Annotated in this window: 15 protein-coding genes; 5 read left to right on the top strand and 10 right to left on the bottom strand. The window is 66.8% G+C overall.

The window, feature by feature from the left end:
- Positions 1 to 39: 39 nt before the first annotated feature.
- From BCO18175_RS37570 to BCO18175_RS37545, 6 genes are all read right to left on the bottom strand, one after another.
- The gene (locus BCO18175_RS37570) at positions 40 to 2,379 is read right to left on the bottom strand and encodes a bifunctional diguanylate cyclase/phosphodiesterase (RefSeq protein WP_174988629.1); all 2,340 of its coding nucleotides are present in this window, start codon (positions 2,377 to 2,379) and stop codon (positions 40 to 42) included.
- Between the two features lie 218 nt (positions 2,380 to 2,597).
- Positions 2,598 to 3,479: a PhzF family phenazine biosynthesis protein gene (locus BCO18175_RS37565; RefSeq protein WP_174988627.1), complete on the bottom strand. Its 882-nt coding sequence runs from the start codon at positions 3,477 to 3,479 to the stop codon at positions 2,598 to 2,600.
- 13 nt (positions 3,480 to 3,492) lie between these two features.
- Positions 3,493 to 3,951: a RidA family protein gene (locus BCO18175_RS37560; protein ID WP_031402925.1), complete on the bottom strand. Its 459-nt coding sequence runs from the start codon at positions 3,949 to 3,951 to the stop codon at positions 3,493 to 3,495.
- Positions 3,952 to 3,993: 42 nt separating this feature from the next.
- Complete coding sequence (locus BCO18175_RS37555) at positions 3,994 to 5,175, bottom strand: PLP-dependent aminotransferase family protein (RefSeq protein ID WP_174988625.1); 1,182 nt, start codon at positions 5,173 to 5,175, stop codon at positions 3,994 to 3,996.
- Between the two features lie 152 nt (positions 5,176 to 5,327).
- The gene (locus BCO18175_RS37550; protein WP_174915804.1) at positions 5,328 to 6,236 is read right to left on the bottom strand and encodes a DMT family transporter; all 909 of its coding nucleotides are present in this window, start codon (positions 6,234 to 6,236) and stop codon (positions 5,328 to 5,330) included.
- Positions 6,237 to 6,292: 56 nt separating this feature from the next.
- Positions 6,293 to 6,985, bottom strand: a complete 693-nt coding sequence (locus BCO18175_RS37545) for a VOC family protein (RefSeq protein WP_174988623.1) — start codon at positions 6,983 to 6,985, stop codon at positions 6,293 to 6,295.
- A gap of 230 nt (positions 6,986 to 7,215) precedes the next feature.
- Here BCO18175_RS37545 and BCO18175_RS37540 point away from each other — a divergent pair, with 230 nt between their 5' ends.
- From BCO18175_RS37540 to BCO18175_RS37525, 4 genes are all read left to right on the top strand, one after another.
- A complete protein-coding gene (locus BCO18175_RS37540) occupies positions 7,216 to 8,676 on the top strand; it encodes a PLP-dependent aminotransferase family protein (protein ID WP_011352807.1) in 1,461 nt (486 codons plus the stop codon).
- Positions 8,677 to 8,834: 158 nt separating this feature from the next.
- Positions 8,835 to 10,733, top strand: a complete 1,899-nt coding sequence (gene htpG / locus BCO18175_RS37535) for a molecular chaperone HtpG (protein ID WP_174988621.1) — start codon at positions 8,835 to 8,837, stop codon at positions 10,731 to 10,733.
- Between the two features lie 8 nt (positions 10,734 to 10,741).
- Positions 10,742 to 11,338 carry a chorismate--pyruvate lyase family protein gene (locus BCO18175_RS37530; RefSeq protein ID WP_174988619.1) on the top strand — a complete coding sequence of 199 codons (597 nt, stop codon included), beginning with the start codon at positions 10,742 to 10,744 and terminating at the stop codon, positions 11,336 to 11,338.
- The gene (locus BCO18175_RS37525; RefSeq protein ID WP_174988617.1) at positions 11,338 to 11,814 is read left to right on the top strand and encodes a DNA-deoxyinosine glycosylase; all 477 of its coding nucleotides are present in this window, start codon (positions 11,338 to 11,340) and stop codon (positions 11,812 to 11,814) included. Before BCO18175_RS37530 ends, BCO18175_RS37525 begins: the two co-directional genes overlap by 1 nt.
- Positions 11,815 to 11,876: 62 nt before the next feature.
- Here BCO18175_RS37525 and BCO18175_RS37520 read toward each other — a convergent pair whose 3' ends face one another.
- The 4 genes from BCO18175_RS37520 to BCO18175_RS37505 all read right to left on the bottom strand — a co-directional run bounded on the left by BCO18175_RS37520 (position 11,877) and on the right by BCO18175_RS37505 (position 14,553).
- Complete coding sequence (locus BCO18175_RS37520; protein ID WP_174967761.1) at positions 11,877 to 12,200, bottom strand: helix-turn-helix domain-containing protein; 324 nt, start codon at positions 12,198 to 12,200, stop codon at positions 11,877 to 11,879.
- Entirely contained in the window at positions 12,197 to 12,559 is a 363-nt protein-coding gene (locus BCO18175_RS37515; protein ID WP_174967762.1) for a type II toxin-antitoxin system RelE/ParE family toxin, read from the bottom strand. The genes BCO18175_RS37520 and BCO18175_RS37515 overlap by 4 nt, the downstream gene beginning before the upstream one ends.
- Positions 12,560 to 13,087: 528 nt before the next feature.
- The gene (locus BCO18175_RS37510; RefSeq protein ID WP_174988615.1) at positions 13,088 to 13,342 is read right to left on the bottom strand and encodes a hypothetical protein; all 255 of its coding nucleotides are present in this window, start codon (positions 13,340 to 13,342) and stop codon (positions 13,088 to 13,090) included.
- 173 nt (positions 13,343 to 13,515) lie between these two features.
- On the bottom strand, positions 13,516 to 14,553 hold the full coding sequence (locus BCO18175_RS37505) for a hypothetical protein (protein WP_174988613.1): 1,038 nt from the start codon (positions 14,551 to 14,553) through the stop codon (positions 13,516 to 13,518).
- A 378-nt stretch (positions 14,554 to 14,931) separates the two neighbouring features.
- On the opposite strand from BCO18175_RS37505, the gene BCO18175_RS37500 reads away from it, so the two are divergent.
- Complete coding sequence (locus BCO18175_RS37500; protein WP_174988611.1) at positions 14,932 to 15,849, top strand: spermidine synthase; 918 nt, start codon at positions 14,932 to 14,934, stop codon at positions 15,847 to 15,849.
- The last annotated feature ends 92 nt before the right edge of the window (positions 15,850 to 15,941 follow it).

Genomic DNA, 15,941 nt, shown 5'->3' with positions numbered 1-15,941 from the left:
ATGACCGCGCGCGCAACGCCTGCCGCGGTCGCGGTGCGCTTACGCGCCCGTGCTGCCGGTCGCGCGGTGCGCAATCACGTTCGGCGGGTCGCTGCGCACGCCGAAGCGTGCGATCAGCGCGGGAATCGCGTCGGCCGGCACCGGTCGCGAGAACAGGAAGCCCTGCGCCTCGATCTCACCGAGCGCGGCCAGCCACGTGATCTGCTCCTCGGTTTCCGTGCCTTCGACGACGACGGTCAGGCCGAGCGAGCGCGCGAGATGCACGATCGACGACACCATCACGCACACGCTGCGATCGTTCGGGATCGCCTGCACGAACGAGCGGTCGACCTTCAGCGTATCGACGGAGAAGCGGTGCAGGTACGACAGCGACGAATATCCGGTGCCGAAATCGTCGAGTGCGATCCGGATGCCGAGCTTCTTCAGCGCGACGATCTTCTCGGACACGAGTTCCGGATACTCCATCATCGCGGTTTCGGTGATCTCGATCTCGAGCCGGTTCGCGTCGATGCCGGTTTCCAGCAGCGTGCGCGAGATCGTCTCGATCAGGTCGCCGCGCCAGAACTGCACGGGCGAGATGTTGACCGCGAGCGTCAGCGTGTCGTGGCCCTCGTCGCGCCAGCGTGCGATCTGCTCGCACGCGGTGCGGATCACGAAATCGCCGATCGGCACGATCAGGCCGGTCGATTCGGCGATCGAAATGAATTCGTTCGCGGAGATGATCCCGTGCTCGGGGTGATCCCAGCGCGCGAGCGCCTCGAAGCCGGTGATGTAGCGGTGCGTGAGGTCGATCTTCGGCTGGTACGCGAGGAACAGTTGCCCCTCGGCCAGCGCGACGCGTAGTTGCTGCTCCCAGCGCATCAGGTGGTCGGCGCGGTGCGACAGGTGCGGCGCGTAGAACTGGTAGCAGTTCTTGCCGGCGTCCTTCGCGCTGTACATCGCGAGATCGGCCTTCTTCAGCAGGTCGATTTCGCTTTCGTTCGCAACCGAGTGCAGCGCGATGCCGATGCTCGCATGCAGCACGAACGAGCTGCCGCGCACGTCGAACGGCTCGCCGAACATCCGGATGATCGCCTCCGCCAGCCGCACCGCGCGCCGCTCGACGTCGTCGCCTTTCATCACCACGACGAATTCGTCGCCGCCGATGCGCGCGAGCGAGCCTTCGTCGCCGACCGCATCGGACAGGCGCGACGCGGTCATCTGCAGCACGATGTCGCCGGCGTTGTGGCCGAGCGTGTCGTTGACCGTCTTGAAGTTGTCGAGATCGATGAACAGCAGCCCGAGCCGCGACAGGCTCGTCGGCATCGACACGTCGTTGCGCAGCCCGCGCAGCGTCGCATAGCGGTTCGCGAGGCCCGTGAGCAGGTCGAATTCGGCGAGCTGCGTCATTTCGCGCTCACGGCCGAGCAGCTTGCCGATCAGGCCCGTCGCGACGCCGAAGAACGCGAGCATCGCGAGCGTGATGAAGCTCGTCATCAGCAGGTAGACGTTGCGCGTGTGGTAGTAGTCCGCGAATTCCTCGGTTTGCGACAGCCCGACCATCACCGCGAGCGGGTAGCCGTCGAGGTGGCGGTACGACACGATGCGCGTCACCCCGTCGATCGGGTCGATGATCGTGCCCGTCACGCGCTCGGCGATCGGGTAGACGCCCGACGCGGAAAACGCGCCGGGCGCGTTGCTGACCGAGCCCGTGCGCCGCGCGAGCACGGCGCCCGTATCGGACACGACCGCGATCACGCCTTCCTTGCCGATCGCCGCGTTGTTGTAGAAGTCGTTCGTGAAGTAGCTCGGGTCTTCCGACACGACGACGATGCCCGCGAAGCTGCCGTCCGGGTTGTTCAGGCGCCGCGTCATCTGCAGCGTCCAGTGGCTCGACACGCGGCCGAGTACCGGTTTGCTGATGAAGAGGCGGTCGTCGTTGTGCGAGAGGTGAACCTTGAAGTGCTCGCGGTCGGACAGGTTGATCGGCTGCGGATGAAGCTCGGCCGTGTTCGCGAACAGGATGCCTTTCGCGTTGACGAGCGACACCTGGATCAGCGTGTCGCTCGGCACGACGCCTTTCTCGACGGCGCTGGCGAGATTGAAGCGCGCGGGCGACTTCTCGAATTCGAACTTGACGAAGCGGGTGATCTGGTCGACCTGGTGGATCGCCTTGACCGTATGCTGCTCGAGCGCGGAGGACAGGATCGCCGCGGAAGCCGCTGCTTCCTTGTACGCGCTGTCCTTTTCCACCGACAGACGCGCGATGATCACGGCCCACAGCAGCGCGAGCGCCAGCATCCCGAGCAGCGGGATCGCAAATAGCGCACGCCGGCGCGATTTGCGCGGCGCGCGTAGCGGCCGGGTCGGCGGCGTGTGGTTGGACCGGGCGGAGCTCATCGAAGAGGGTGGCGTCCTGCTCGCGTGCGCCATCCGTCTGGATGGCTGACTATGATTGGGGTTGTCCCGACGTCTGTTCGCTCGCGGGACACGCAACCATGGACAGACCTCCGAAACAACGGATTAGGCCCGATATTACTGGCTGGAACGTTTTTGCGATAGTTGGGCGAATCGTAGGGGGCGCCGGACGGGCCGGCGCCATCGCACATCGCGAAATGTCAGGCGGGTGACAGGAAGGTGCCGTCGACGACCGTGACGACATGGCCGCCGATCCACGTGGCGCCGTTTTCGTCATAGCTGACGAAGATGCGGCCGTCGCGGCCGATCGCCGTACCCTGGCGGGCCGTATACGACTGGCCGGGGCGGCGTTCCTGCCGCGTCAGCAGCCCGGCCAGCGCGGCGTTTGCGCTGCCGGTGACGGGATCCTCGCCGAAGCCGAAATTGCCGCCCGTCATCAGGCAGCGGATTTCGAACGTCGTGGGGCCGCCTTCGGCGTGCGGTGCGTAGACCGCGAGGCCGTCCGTGCCGTAGCGGCGCGTGAGGGCCTCCAGCGCGGCCGGATCGGGCGTCAGGCCGATGCAGGCATCGGCCGACTTCAGCCGCACGACCAGCCACGGCGCGCCGTTGTCGACCGCGCACGGCTCGGCCTCCAGGTCGATCGCGTCGCTGCGCAACGCGGCAGCCAGCGCCGCGTAGTCCGAACGGTCGAGCGGCGTGACGCGTGCCGGCGGCGCGGCGAACGCCCAGCCGTCGGCCTGCTCGCGCAGCGCGACCCGGCCGACCCCGCACTGCTGGATCAGCCGGCCCGGCGTGCGCGGCTGCGCGCCGCTTTCCAGGAACGCATGCGCGGTGCCCAGCGTCGGGTGGCCGGCGAACGGCAGTTCGCCCTCCGTCGTGAAGATCCGGACGCGGTAGTCGGCTTCCGGATCGGTCGGCGTGCAGACGAACGTCGTTTCCGACAGGTTCGTCCAGCGGGCGATCGCGAGCATGTCGTCGTCGCCGAGCGAATCGGCGTCGAACACCACGGCGAGCGCGTTGCCCTTGAACGGCACCGCCGTGAACACGTCGACCTGCTTGAAGCGGACGAGATGACCGGACATCGCGCTGCGCCCGTTACGCTACTTCGGCGATCAGCTCGATCTCGACGCACGCGCCGAGCGGGATCTGCGCGACGCCGAATGCCGAACGCGCGTGCTTGCCCGCGTCGCCGAACACTTCCGCGATCAGTTCCGACGCGCCGTTCGTCACCAGGTGCTGTTCGGTGAAGTCGAGCGTCGAGTTGACGAGGCTCATCAGCTTGACGATGCGCGTGACCTTGTTCAGGTCGCCGGTGTGCGCGTGCAGCGTCGCGAGCAGGTCGATCGCGATCGAGCGGGCGGCGGCCTTGCCGTCTTCCGTTTGCAGATCCGCGCCGAGCTTGCCGGCCCAGACCTTGCCGTCCTTCTTCGCGATGTGGCCCGACAGGTAGACCGTATTGCCGCTTTGCGCGCTCATCACGTAGGCGGCGGCCGGTGCGCCGGCGGTCGGGAGCTCGATGCCGAGCGACTTCAGTTTGTCGTAGACGTTAGCCATGTATTCGATTCCTCGTAGAGAGTCGTGACAGGAAAAAGGGGATCAGAGGCGCTCGCGCAGCAGCTTGCCGAGGCGCGCGACGCCTTCCTCGATCTTCTCCGGCGGCACCGTCACGAACGACAGGCGCAGCGTGTTCTGCTGCGCGTTGTCCGCGAAGAACGGTGCGCCCGGCACGAAGGCGACGTGGTCGTCGACGGCCGCGGCGAGCAGCTTCATGCTGTCGATCTGCGCGGGCAGGTTCACCCAGATGAACATCCCGCCTTCCGGGCGGTTCCACGTGACGCCTTCCGGCATGTGGCGCTCGAGTGCGCCGAGCATCGCGTCGCACTGCGCGCTGTACAGCTCGCGGATCGTCGGGATGTGCTCGTCGAGGAAACCGTCCTTGATCACTTCGTGCGCGATGCGCTGCGTGAGCGTCGGCGTATGCAGGTCGGTGGCCTGCTTGGCCTGCACGAGCTTGAAGTGGAGTTCCTCGGGCGCAATGATGTAGCCGATCCGCAGGCCCGGCGCGAGCACCTTCGAGAACGTGCCGAGGTGCACGATGTGATCGGGCGCCATCGACAGCATCGTCGGCAGCGGCTCGCCGCGGTAGTTCAGCGCGCCGTAAGGATCGTCTTCCAGCACCGGGAACGGGCTCGACTGCGCGAACGCGGCGAGCGCGCGGCGGCGCTCGACGGGCAGGCGGCGGCCGGTCGGGTTCTGGAAGTTCGGCTGTGCGTACAGCAGGCGCGCGCCTTGCGTGAGTTCGGGCGTCAGGCCGTCCGGCAGCAGGCCCTGCTCGTCGGTCGGCACCTGCACGTAGCGCGGCTCGTACAGCGAGAACGACTGCAGCGCGCCGAGGTAGGTCGGGGTTTCGACGAGGATCGGGCTGCCCGGATCGACGAGCGCCTTGCCGAGCAGGTCGAGCGCCTGCTGCGAGCCGGTCGTGATCAGCACCTGCGACACGCGCACGCTGTAGCGCTCGGCGATCCATTCGCGCAGCGGCAGGTAGCCTTCGGTCGCGCTGTACTGGAGCGCGGCGGCCGGCGCGTCGCGCAGCACGCGATCGGCGGCGGCGCGCATGCGTTCGGCCGGGAACGTCGAAGGGGCGGGCAGGCCGCCGGCGAACGAGATGACCTCGGGGCGTTCCGTGACCTTCAGGATTTCGCGGATGGCAGAGCTCGTCAGCTTGCGTGCGCGTTCGGAAAGCTGCCAGTGCGGCGGATGCAGGTCGCTCGGATTCATAGTCTCCTCGTTCGGATATCGTGGTCAGTCAAGAAAGGTCGTTCGGGCAAATCGCCTCGACGCTGCCGGGTGGGCAGGCGCGAGCGCGATCGAGCCTTCGCGGCCGGGTGGGCAAAACCGATCAGGCAAAACGTCCATTATGGCGCAGCTGTTCAGCCGGCGCGAGCCGGTTGCGCGGCGGTGGCGACCGCCGAGCGGCGCCCGAGCACCACGGTGGCGATCACCGCGGCCGCGAACAGCCACGTCGTCGACGTGACCGTTTCGCCGAACAGCAGCGCGGAAAAAGCGATCGTGAAGAAAATCTGCAGCAGCTGCACCTGGCCGACGCGCGCGATGCCGCCCATCGCGAGCCCCGCGTACCACGCGAAAAAGCCGATGAATTGCGAAAAGAGGGTCACGTAGCCGAATGCGAGCCACGTGCGCAGGGCGAGCGGGCCCGGATGCGCGGCATGCTGCATCCACGCGAGCCAGCCGACCGGCAGCACGAGGAACGGCGCGGACACGACGAGCGCCCAGCAGATCACCTGCCAGCCGCCGATCTGGCGCGCGAGGCGCGCGCCTTCCGCATAGCCGAGCGCGCCGATGCCGACCGCGACGAGCATCAGCGCGTCGCCGGCCTGCACGGTGCCGCCGCCGTCGCGCAGCGCGAACGCGATCACGAGCGCGCTGCCGGCCACCGCGCTGGCCCAGAACGCCTTCGACGGCCGCTCGTGCGACAGCCAGGCCGCGTACAGCGCGACGAACAGCGGCTGCAGGCCGTTGACCACCGCGCCGTGCGACGCCGGTACCGTTTTCATCGCCCACGCGGAGAACACCGGATACGCGATGATCACGCCGGCCGACGTGATCGCTAGGCTTTTCAGCTGCGCGCGGGTCGGCAGCGGCTCGCGGCGCCACCACAGCAGCAGGCCGGCCGGCACCGCGGCGGCGAGCGCGCGGCCGAGCCCGTTGAGCAGCGGATGGAGTTCGGAGACGACGATGCGCGTCATCGGCAGCGTCAGGCTGAAGATCATCACGCCGATGAGGCCGAGCAGCATGCCCCGGGTTTCGCGCGAATTCATGTGAAGGGTGTCTCCGTGTTGCCGGTATTGGTTTAGTTCAGGGGGCGACAGGGCGCTCAGCGCAGCGTGCGCGGGCCTTGCGGCGTGTCGAATTCGGCGACCAGCGCGGGTGGGCCGTCGGCGGCTTCGAGGTCGAGCAGGTGGGCGGCGCCGAGCCAGTCGAGCTGCTCGCGAATCGCGTCCGCACGCGGGTGGGCGCCCTTGAGCGCCTTCAGCGCGACGCCGTCGCCCGGCAGCGATTCGGCCGGGTGGCGCGCGCTGTCCCACTGGATCAGCGACGGCAGGAGGCCGTCGCCCGTGCCTTGCCATGCGGGGAACGTGCCGTCGTCGGGCACCGTGAGGCCCCAGCCCAGGTCGCCGCGCCGCATTGCGACAACCGGCGGGATGCGCGCCGGGTACTGGCTCTGCCACAGCGCGAGCTGGCGCGGACGGTCGACACGCGCGACCCAGTGCGCGAGAAACGGCCCCTGCGCGAGCCGTGCGTGCATGGCCGGATCGTCGAGCCCGAACAGCCGCGCGCGCGGCGGCTCCGCGCCGTCGTTCGGCGCCGGCGCGTCGGGGTCGATCGCGATCACTTCGAGGTAGAGCCCGCCCCATGCGCCGAACAGCGCATTGTGGGTCCGCATCAGCGGATGGCGGCCGCCGCCGGCCGGTTCGATACCGAGCGCGTCGGCGACGTGGCGGACGCCTTCGTCGAGCGTGCGCGCGGCGATCACGAGATGGTCGAGTGTCAGGGAGCGGGCTGGCATGAACGTCGGTCGGGAAGCGAAAGTGTCATGGTGGGCAGGCGATGCGCCGGGCGGTGGCCGGACCGGCCGGCGTACCGGCCGCGATGCGGGCCGGTGGGCGCGGCGCCAGGTGCGGCGGGGCCGGAACGACGGCCGCACGGTCGCCATTCCGGTCAACTGTAATCGTCGCTACCGGCACAGTAACGGTACAATCGGCGCGATAGCCTTCGGTACAGTTGGAGCTGCCGCCCATGTCCACCGTCCCACTCGCCCAGATTCCCGTGCCGCACGACACGGCCACCCTCACGCTCGTCGACCAGCTTGTCCAGTGGGCAAGGCGACGCATCGACGAACGCGTGTTCCGGCCCGGCATGCGGATGCCGTCGATCCGCAAGCTCGCGCTCGACAAGAGCGTGTCGCGCTTCACCGTCGTCGAGGCTTACGAGCGCCTCGTCGCGCAGGGTTACCTCGACTCGCGGCGCGGCTCGGGCTTCTACGTGCGCGAGCGCACGGCCGCCGGCCCGCAGCCGGCCGACAGCGTTGCACGCGTGGCCGAGGCCGCGCCGGTGCACAACACGATCGACGTCGTCTGGCTGCTGCGCAACATGCTGCACACCGTCAGCCCGGAAAAGGGGCCGGGTCTCGGCTATTTGCCGGGCCGCTGGCTCGACGGCGAACTGATCACCGGCGCGCTGCGTGCGCTGGGGCGCCAGTCCGGCGCGCAGATGCTCGGCTTCGGCACCGCGCAGGGCTTCCTGCCGCTGCGCCAGCAACTGCAGACGCGCCTCGCCGAAGTGGAGATCGGCGCGAAGCCGGAACAGATCGTGCTGGTGTCCGGGATCACGCAGGCGATCGACCTGATCTCGCGGATCTACGTGAAGCCCGGCGATGCGGTGATCGTCGGCGATCCGGCCTGGTTCCAGATGTTCGGCCGCTTCGCGGCGCAGGGCGCGCAGCTCGTCGGGATGCCGTACACGCCGGACGGCCCCGATCTCGACGCGCTCGAGACGCTCGTGCAGATGTGGCGGCCGAAGATGCTCGTGATCAATTCGGTGCTGCAGAACCCGACCGGCACGTCGCTGTCGGCCGCGCAGGCGTTCCGGATCCTGAAGCTCGCGGAGGCGTACGACTTCCTCGTCGTCGAGGACGACGTGTACGGCGACCTGTGCCCGCCGAGCTATCCGGCCACGCGCCTCGCGAGCCTCGACCAGCTGAAGCGCGTGATCTATCTCGGCAGCTATTCGAAGACGCTCGCGGCGAACCTGCGGGTCGGCTACGTCGCGTGCGCGCCGGAGATCGCGAAGGCGGTCACCGACCAGAAGATGCTGGTCGGGATGACGACGCCCGAGCTCAACGAGCGCGTGCTGTACAAGATCCTGACCGAAGGGCATTACCGGCGCCACGTCGAGCGGCTGCGCGCGCGGCTCGACGGCGTGCGCGACAAGACCGCGCGGATGCTCGAGCGCACGGGGCTCGGCCTCTTCACGATGCCGGCGGCCGGGATGTTCCTGTGGGCCGACACGGGCGTCGATTCGGACGCGCTCGCGGCGGTCGCGCACGAGGCCGGCTTTTTGCTGACGCCGGGCAGCCTGTTCTCGCCGCAGCAATCACCGTCCACGTGGATGCGCTTCAACGTCGCGAACTGCGGCGATCCGGCGCTGCCGGGGCTGTTGTCGCGCTATATCGATTCGGCCGTGCGCCGCGCGTCGTGACGCGGCGCGGCACGCCCGCCCTTGAAATCGGGCGTGCCGTCCCCAGATACGCGCGCAAACCGCTTGCGCCAGGCGGCCGCCTTTCACGGGCCCGCCGGCATCGCGCGCCGGGCGCTCGCGCCACACCATTCAAGTTCAAGTAAGAGGAAACAGCATCCATGGCACATGAAACGATGAGCTTTCAGGCAGAGGTCAAGCAACTCCTCCACCTGATGATCCATTCGCTTTACAGCAACAAGGAAATCTTCCTGCGCGAACTGGTGTCGAACGCGTCCGACGCGGCCGACAAGCTGCGTTTCGAAGGGCTCGCGGACAACGCGCTGTATGAGAACGATCCGAACCTGCGCATCCGCATCGGCTACGACAAGGCCGCGCGCACGATCACGATCGACGACAACGGCATCGGCATGAGCCGCGATGAAGCGATCGCGAACCTCGGCACGATCGCGCGTTCGGGCACCAAGGAATTCTTCACGAAGCTGTCCGGCGACCAGCAGAAGGATGCGGCGCTGATCGGCCAGTTCGGCGTCGGGTTCTACTCGGGCTTCATCGTCGCCGACAAGATCACCGTCGAGACCCGTCGCGCGGGCCTGCCGGCGAGCGAAGCCGTGCGCTGGGAAAGCGCCGGCGAGGGCGATTTCACGATCGACGCGATCGAGCGCGCGCAGCGCGGCACGACGATCACGCTGCATCTGCGCGAAGGCGAGGACGAGCTGCTGTCGTCGCACCGCCTGCAGTCGATCATCCAGAAGTATTCCGACCACATCGCGCTGCCGATCCTGATGCAGAAGGAAGAATGGGATCAGGAGAAGGGCGAGATGGTCCTCAAGGACGAGGACGAGACCGTCAATCAGGCGAGCGCGCTGTGGACGCGTTCGAAGAGCGACGTCACCGACGAGCAGTACACGCAGTTCTACCAGCACATCGCGCACGATCACCAGGATCCGCTCACGTGGACGCATAACCGCGTCGAGGGCCGCAGCGAATACACGCAGCTTCTGTTCGTGCCGTCGCATGCGCCGTTCGACATGTGGAACCGCGACTATCGCGGCGGCCTGAAACTGTACGTGAAGCGCGTGTTCATCATGGACGACGCTGAGCAACTGCTGCCGCAATACCTGCGTTTCGTGAAGGGTGTCGTCGATTCGGCCGACCTGCCGCTGAACGTGTCGCGCGAGATCCTGCAGGAAAGCCGTGACGTGAAGGCGATCCGCGAAGGCGTGACGAAGCGCACGCTGTCGATGCTCGAAGAGCTCGCGAACGCGGAAGAGGATGCCGGCAAGGAGAAGTACAAGACGTTCTGGGGCGCGTTCGGCCAGGTGCTGAAGGAAGGCCTCGGCGAAGATCACGCGAACCGCGAGCGCATCGCGAAGCTGCTGCGCTTCGCGTCGACGCACGGCGACACCGACGCGCAGGACGTGTCGCTCGCCGACTACGTGTCGCGTATGAAGCCCGAGCAGAGCAAGATCTACTACGTGACCGCCGACGCGTGGCTGGCCGCGAAGAACAGCCCGCATCTCGAGGTGTTCCGCAAGAAGGGCGTCGAGGTGCTGTTGCTGACCGATCGCGTCGACGAATGGATGCTGTCGTTCCTGCAGGAATTCGACGGCAAGCCGCTCGCGAGCGTCGCGCGCGGCGACCTCGATCTCGGCGAGCTGAACGACGAGGAGAAGAAGGTGCAGGAACAGGCGGGCGAAGCGATCAAGCCCGTCGTCGAGAAGATGAAGGAAGCGCTCGGCGACAAGGTGAAGGAAGTGCGCGTCACGTTCCGCCTGACCGATTCGCCGTCGTGCCTCGTCGCGGACGACAACGACATGAGCGGCTACCTGCAGCGCATGCTGAAGGCGGCCGGCCAGAACGCGCCGGCGATGCAGCCGATCCTCGAGATCAATCCGGAGCACGCGCTCGTGAAGCAGCTGAAGGCAGACAGCGCCGATTTCGGCGACTGGTGCCATCTGCTGTTCGATCAGGCGTTGCTGGCTGAAGGCGGCATGCTCGACGATCCGGCGAGCTTCGTGAAGCGGACCAACGCGCTGCTGCTGTCGCGCGCCGCGTGAACACACGCATGCGATTCGACGGCGGGCAGGCCGGCTGGCGCGAGACGCCGCGGCCTGGCTGCACGCTCGACCAGCGCGACTGGCTGACGCGCGGCGGATCGCTGACCGCGCACCTCGCGCGGCTCGGCCGGGTGGCCGTGCGCGTGACGCGCGAGGCCGTCGACTGCCCGTGGTTCGACGAGCCGGACGCGCTCGCCAGTGCACCGCGTGCGCCGATGTGGGTGCGCGAGGTGATCCTGTCGGTCGACGGCACGCCGTTCGTCGCCGCGCACAGCATCGCGCCGCTTTCCGCCAGCAAGGGTGTGTGGCAGGCGATGCGGCGGCTGCGCACGCGGCCGCTCGCGGAGCTGCTGTACAGCGATCCGCAGGTCGAGCGTTCGGCGCTCGTCAGCCGGCGCGTGATCGCCGGCCATCCTTTGTATGCGCTGGCGAGCCATGCGCTCGGCGGTGCGCGAGCGCCGCATTCGTTCGCCGCGCGGCGCTCGGTGTTCCAGCGTCACGGCAAGCCGTTGATGGTCACCGAATGCATGTTGCCGGCGCTGTGGCGCCATCTCGATGCGTACGGCGACGGGCCGCGCTCGGGCGGGCCGGGCGGGAGCGCGTAATGCTGCGGGGTTTTCCGCCGGTCGTCGCGGCGAACACGCACACGATGATCCTCGGCAGTTTTCCGGGCGAGGCCTCGCTCGATGCCGCGCAGTACTACGCGCATCCGCGCAACCAGTTCTGGCGGCTGCTCGGCACGGTGCTCGGCGAGCACGGGCTGCACGAACTCGCGTACGACGCGCGGCTCGAGCGCGTGCTGTCGCACGGGATCGGCGTCTGGGACGTGCTGGCCGCGTGCCATCGCGAGGGCAGCCTCGATTCGGCGATCCGGCATGCGAAGCCGAATGATTTCGATGCGTTGCGCGAGCATGCGCCGTTGCTCAAGCGCGTGTGCTTCAACGGCAAGACGGCGGGGCGGTTTGCGGAGGTGATCGGCGCGGCGGGGTACGACACGCTCGTGCTGCCTTCGTCGAGCCCGGCGAATGCGATACTGTCGTTCGAGCAGAAGCTGGAACACTGGCGCCGGGTTGTCCTTTGACCGACAGCGCTGCTGGCGTCACGCTCGGCCGGCGATCCGAGGCAATCGGCAGGGCCCTGACGTCAGGCGGCGAATACGACTTCGATATGCCCTTCGACTTCCGACTGACGATCTGGCCCGACGACAATCTGCACGTCGCGTCCGAGCTTCGCCAGACATTCGAGCATCTTCGTTTCACTTACGCCGCGAAACTGCCCGCGCAGCATGTTCGATAGCTTCGGCTGCGTCATGCCGAGCAACCGGGCCGCGTGCTGCTGCGTCCATTTGCGCGCCTTGATGATCTCCGCGATCTTGGCGGCGAGTTGGGCCTTCACTCGCATTTCGTCGGCATCGCGCATGCCCAGATCCGCGTAGACGTTCTCGCTGCCCTGTTCGATTTCGATCATCGCCTTTCTCCTTTTGCGTGTGCTTCGGCCGCTTTCAGACGTTCGCGAACCAGATCGCTGTCCGGCCTCGGTGTCGCGATGCCGTTCGATGATTTCTTCTGGAAACAGTGCAGCACATACACGCTGTTCCCGAGCTTCACCGTGTAGACGGCACGGTACGTGCCGTTGTCTTCCGATTCCACGATCTCGAGCACACCAGCCGATCCGAATCCCCTCAATGGCTTGGCCTGATCATGCTTGCGTCCTGTTTGCGCCAGGTACAGCGCATAACCGAACGTGTCCTGGACGGCTTCGGGCATTGCTTTCAGGTCCTTGCGCGCCGAGCCGAGCCAGTAGAGTGGTTTGGTGTACGGATCCATCGATGAAATTATCCCTATTTGGGTATATTTGCAAGGTGCACGCAGAAAAAGGATGCGCAGTTCGTACTCGGCGGCGGTGCCGTCACTGGGGGATTCGCAGCGTCGGGAGCGGGCAGGCGGGCGGTGACGACCGACGGGCGATGCCGGTTTGGCATCGGGGGCGTGGCATCGAAGGCGAGCGCATAGGCGACATCCCGGCTTGCGGCCGCTCCTTCGCATTTTTGCGTCGTGTGGAGACCTGGGACAATTCAGCCGTTCGACAGGTGCTGTCGCTGCGTATCGATGACGGAGTGGGGCGCTTGTTCCTTGCTTGACGAGCCGGCGCGGTGTGAATTTGCTTATGCCGCCTGGCTGCGGTGCGCGCTTTTGCGCATGCATGACGCGCGCATTTGCGACTTGCGCGTTGCTTACTGTCGTGAAGAGCGGTGTGCTTTGGTGATCGGATATACGTAGCCGAACGACTTCGCGTCGTTACGGAGGCTCGAATTCACTTGCCGATCGGGCAAGCGAGCATATCGCGCTTGATGCTCAATCGTCCTTGCCCCATCGCCAGTGGGGCGTCTCTCCCTTGATCCAGCACACCACGGTCAGCAGCGCGACCAACGCCACGATGCAGGCGCCGTACGCAATCGGAGACCGGCGCGGCGGCAGCAGCCACGCGCTTGCAATGACCCCGATCGCGAACAGCAGCAACACGACCCAGCCTTGCCACGCGACCGGCAATCCCCAGCCCCAGCCGTAGCGTTTGGCCGGAAACCAGATCTTCTTGTCGGTCGATGCCATGGAATCTCCGAAATGCCGCGCAGGCCGGCCGACGCTGAATGCCATTGTGCGCCGATTTTCGATCCGGGCACCGCGCGTCGCCGGCCGATTGCTCCGTCCTTGTTGCGAAGGGCGGCGGCGAACCATCCGCCACCGTTTCCATCGTTGCATGCGCACCCGAAAGTGGCACTGCGTCAGAACGTGATCGCTGCTTTCACGGACTGGACCGCCGCGCTGTTCAGCAGGATGTAGAAGTTCTGCGCCGTCGTGCTGCCGGTAGACGTAATCGCGAGCGTCGTGCCGTCGCGGATCACGACCCCGACGTTGATCTGCCCGTTGTACTGATAGAAGACCCGGTACTCGGTCGTCGGGGCATTGCGTGCCGCATTGGCGACCCAAGCGCGGACACCCGCGAGCGTGACGATCTGCCCGTCGCTCAGGTTGTAAGTCTTGCCGTCAGCTGCACTCGCATACGGGAAGAACGCTTCAAGCGTCGACGCCGTCGTGCTGCACGGTGTCAGGCTCGTACCGGTCGTCGACGGTGCGGCGCAGTCGCCGGTGGCGACCGTGTCGCCGGCCACCTGTCGCGTGATCTTCAAGTAGGCAGCGCCCGATTGCCAGCTCGCCTGCTTGTTGTACAGCGACGTGCCGTTGATTGTGTTCGTGATGGCGCCGAGCGCGCTGCCGTTGAACAGTTCGGCTGGCGAATTCGCAAGGACGCCGGACAGCGGCACGACCGTGTAATTCGTGCCCATCATCGTCATCGCGGCGGTATGGCCGTCCGCGGCGAGATCCGTGAGCAGGACATTTGCACCGCTGTAGCTGACCTGTTCCTGCGTGCTTGTGACGACCGTACCGTTGACGACATAGCGTGAGGCGGCGAGCGTCGGCACCGGCAGCGACGGATCGACCGACGACAGGCCCTTCGTCAACAGTTGCGCGCCACCGGACGGGCTTTGCGCGAGGCTCTGATCCTCCGTGAAGAAGTAGCTGGCCGAGTCGTTGATGCTCGCCGCACCGCTGTTCGACGTGGAAAAAGACAATTGAGCATGCAGATAGTGCAGCCCGCCGTTGGCGGCCAGCGCGAAGCTTTCGTAGTTCTGCTGGGCGGTGCTGAGATTGCTGGCGGGCGTACTCGATGCGCCGTTGTCGCCGCCACATGCGGCGAGCAGCAGGGTGCCGGTCAATGCGGCTGCGTAGCCAGCGTGTGCCAGGCGCGCATTCTGTGTCATGAGGTCTCTCGCTTTTTGTTTGTAATCCGTAAGATTTGAAGCGTCGCGGCGCATGGCCGACGCCGGAGCATAGCGTGTCGCGGGCGCAGTGACGAGCGACAGGCGGGCTGTCTGATGTGGCCGCCGGCATGCCTGGATTACGGAATATTTCCGGAGCGGTGCGAGTGTGTCCGTGCGCTGGCGCGACGGACGTTGCGTGCGAAAGAATCGGCCTGATGGCGAGGCCCTGCTTTCGCACCATCGAGCGGTGCGATTTCGATGAGGTAGCCCTACGGTAATTGCGCAGAAGCGGCGGATGCGCGTCCGTCCGGCGGCGGAATCTCCGCCAATGCTATCCTCTCGTCCGCTAAAACCAGCTTCACCCAGCGAGATTCACACATGACCCGACTGATCAAGCGCGCGTCCGCCGAGGCGCGCGCGTCCAAGCGCAGCAAGCCGTCCGCCTACAACGGCTCCGAAAAACTCCAGCCGCCGCGCGTGAAGCGCCGCCCGGAGATCGACGAACACGACGACGTGCCCGTGCTCGAAGCGCCGCGCAAGCCGCGCTTCGCGCCCGTCACGTTCTCGGAAGAGGGCGGCGTGCGCTTCCTGCATTTCGGCACCGAGTGGGTACAAGGCGCGATGCGGATTTCGAAGCCGCTGCATATCGAGCTCGAATACGCGCAGCAGATGATGGCGTGGCTGCTGTTCCTCGAAACGCCCGAGCGGATCGTCCAGCTCGGGCTCGGCACCGGTGCGCTGACCAAGTTCTCGCACCGCTTCCTGCCGCACGCGAAGATCGAGGCCGTCGAACTGAACCCGGCCGTGATCGTCGCCGCGCGCACGATGTTCGCGCTGCCGCCCGACGATGCACGTCTCGCCGTGCATGAAGCCGATGCATGGGATTTCGTCAACGATCCGGCCAACCGCGGCACGACGGGCGCGATCCAGATCGACCTGTACGACGCGACCGCGCGCGGCCCCGTGCTCGACAGCGTCTCGTTCTACCGCGCGGTGCGCGGCTGCCTCGCCGACGCAGGTATCGCGACGATCAACCTGTTCGGCGATCATCCGAGCTTCGTGCGCAACATGAAGCACCTGAACGCGGCATTCGATCACCGCGTGATCGCACTGCCGGAAGTGCATGACGGCAACCGGATCGCGATCGCGTTCTCGGGCCCCGCACTCGACGTGCCGTTTGCGCAGCTCGACGCGCGTGCGAAGCTGATCGAGGACACGCTGAAGCTGCCCGCACGCAAGTGGGTGAAAGCTTTGAAAGAAACGACCGGCGCACGCGACACCGCGTTCGCGATCTGACGCTTCATGCACCGGCGGCATGCCGGTGCAACCACGCGACAAGGGGCGGATCACCTCGGGTTCGCCCCCGCTTGACCGCGTGCTCGCGGCTC

Origin of the sequence: Burkholderia lata, assembly GCF_902499335.1 — a bacterium.
Taxonomy (GTDB): Bacteria; Pseudomonadota; Gammaproteobacteria; order Burkholderiales; family Burkholderiaceae; genus Burkholderia; species Burkholderia lata_B.
Note: the sequence above shows the minus strand (reverse complement) of the source record. Positions and strands in the feature narration are given on the sequence as shown.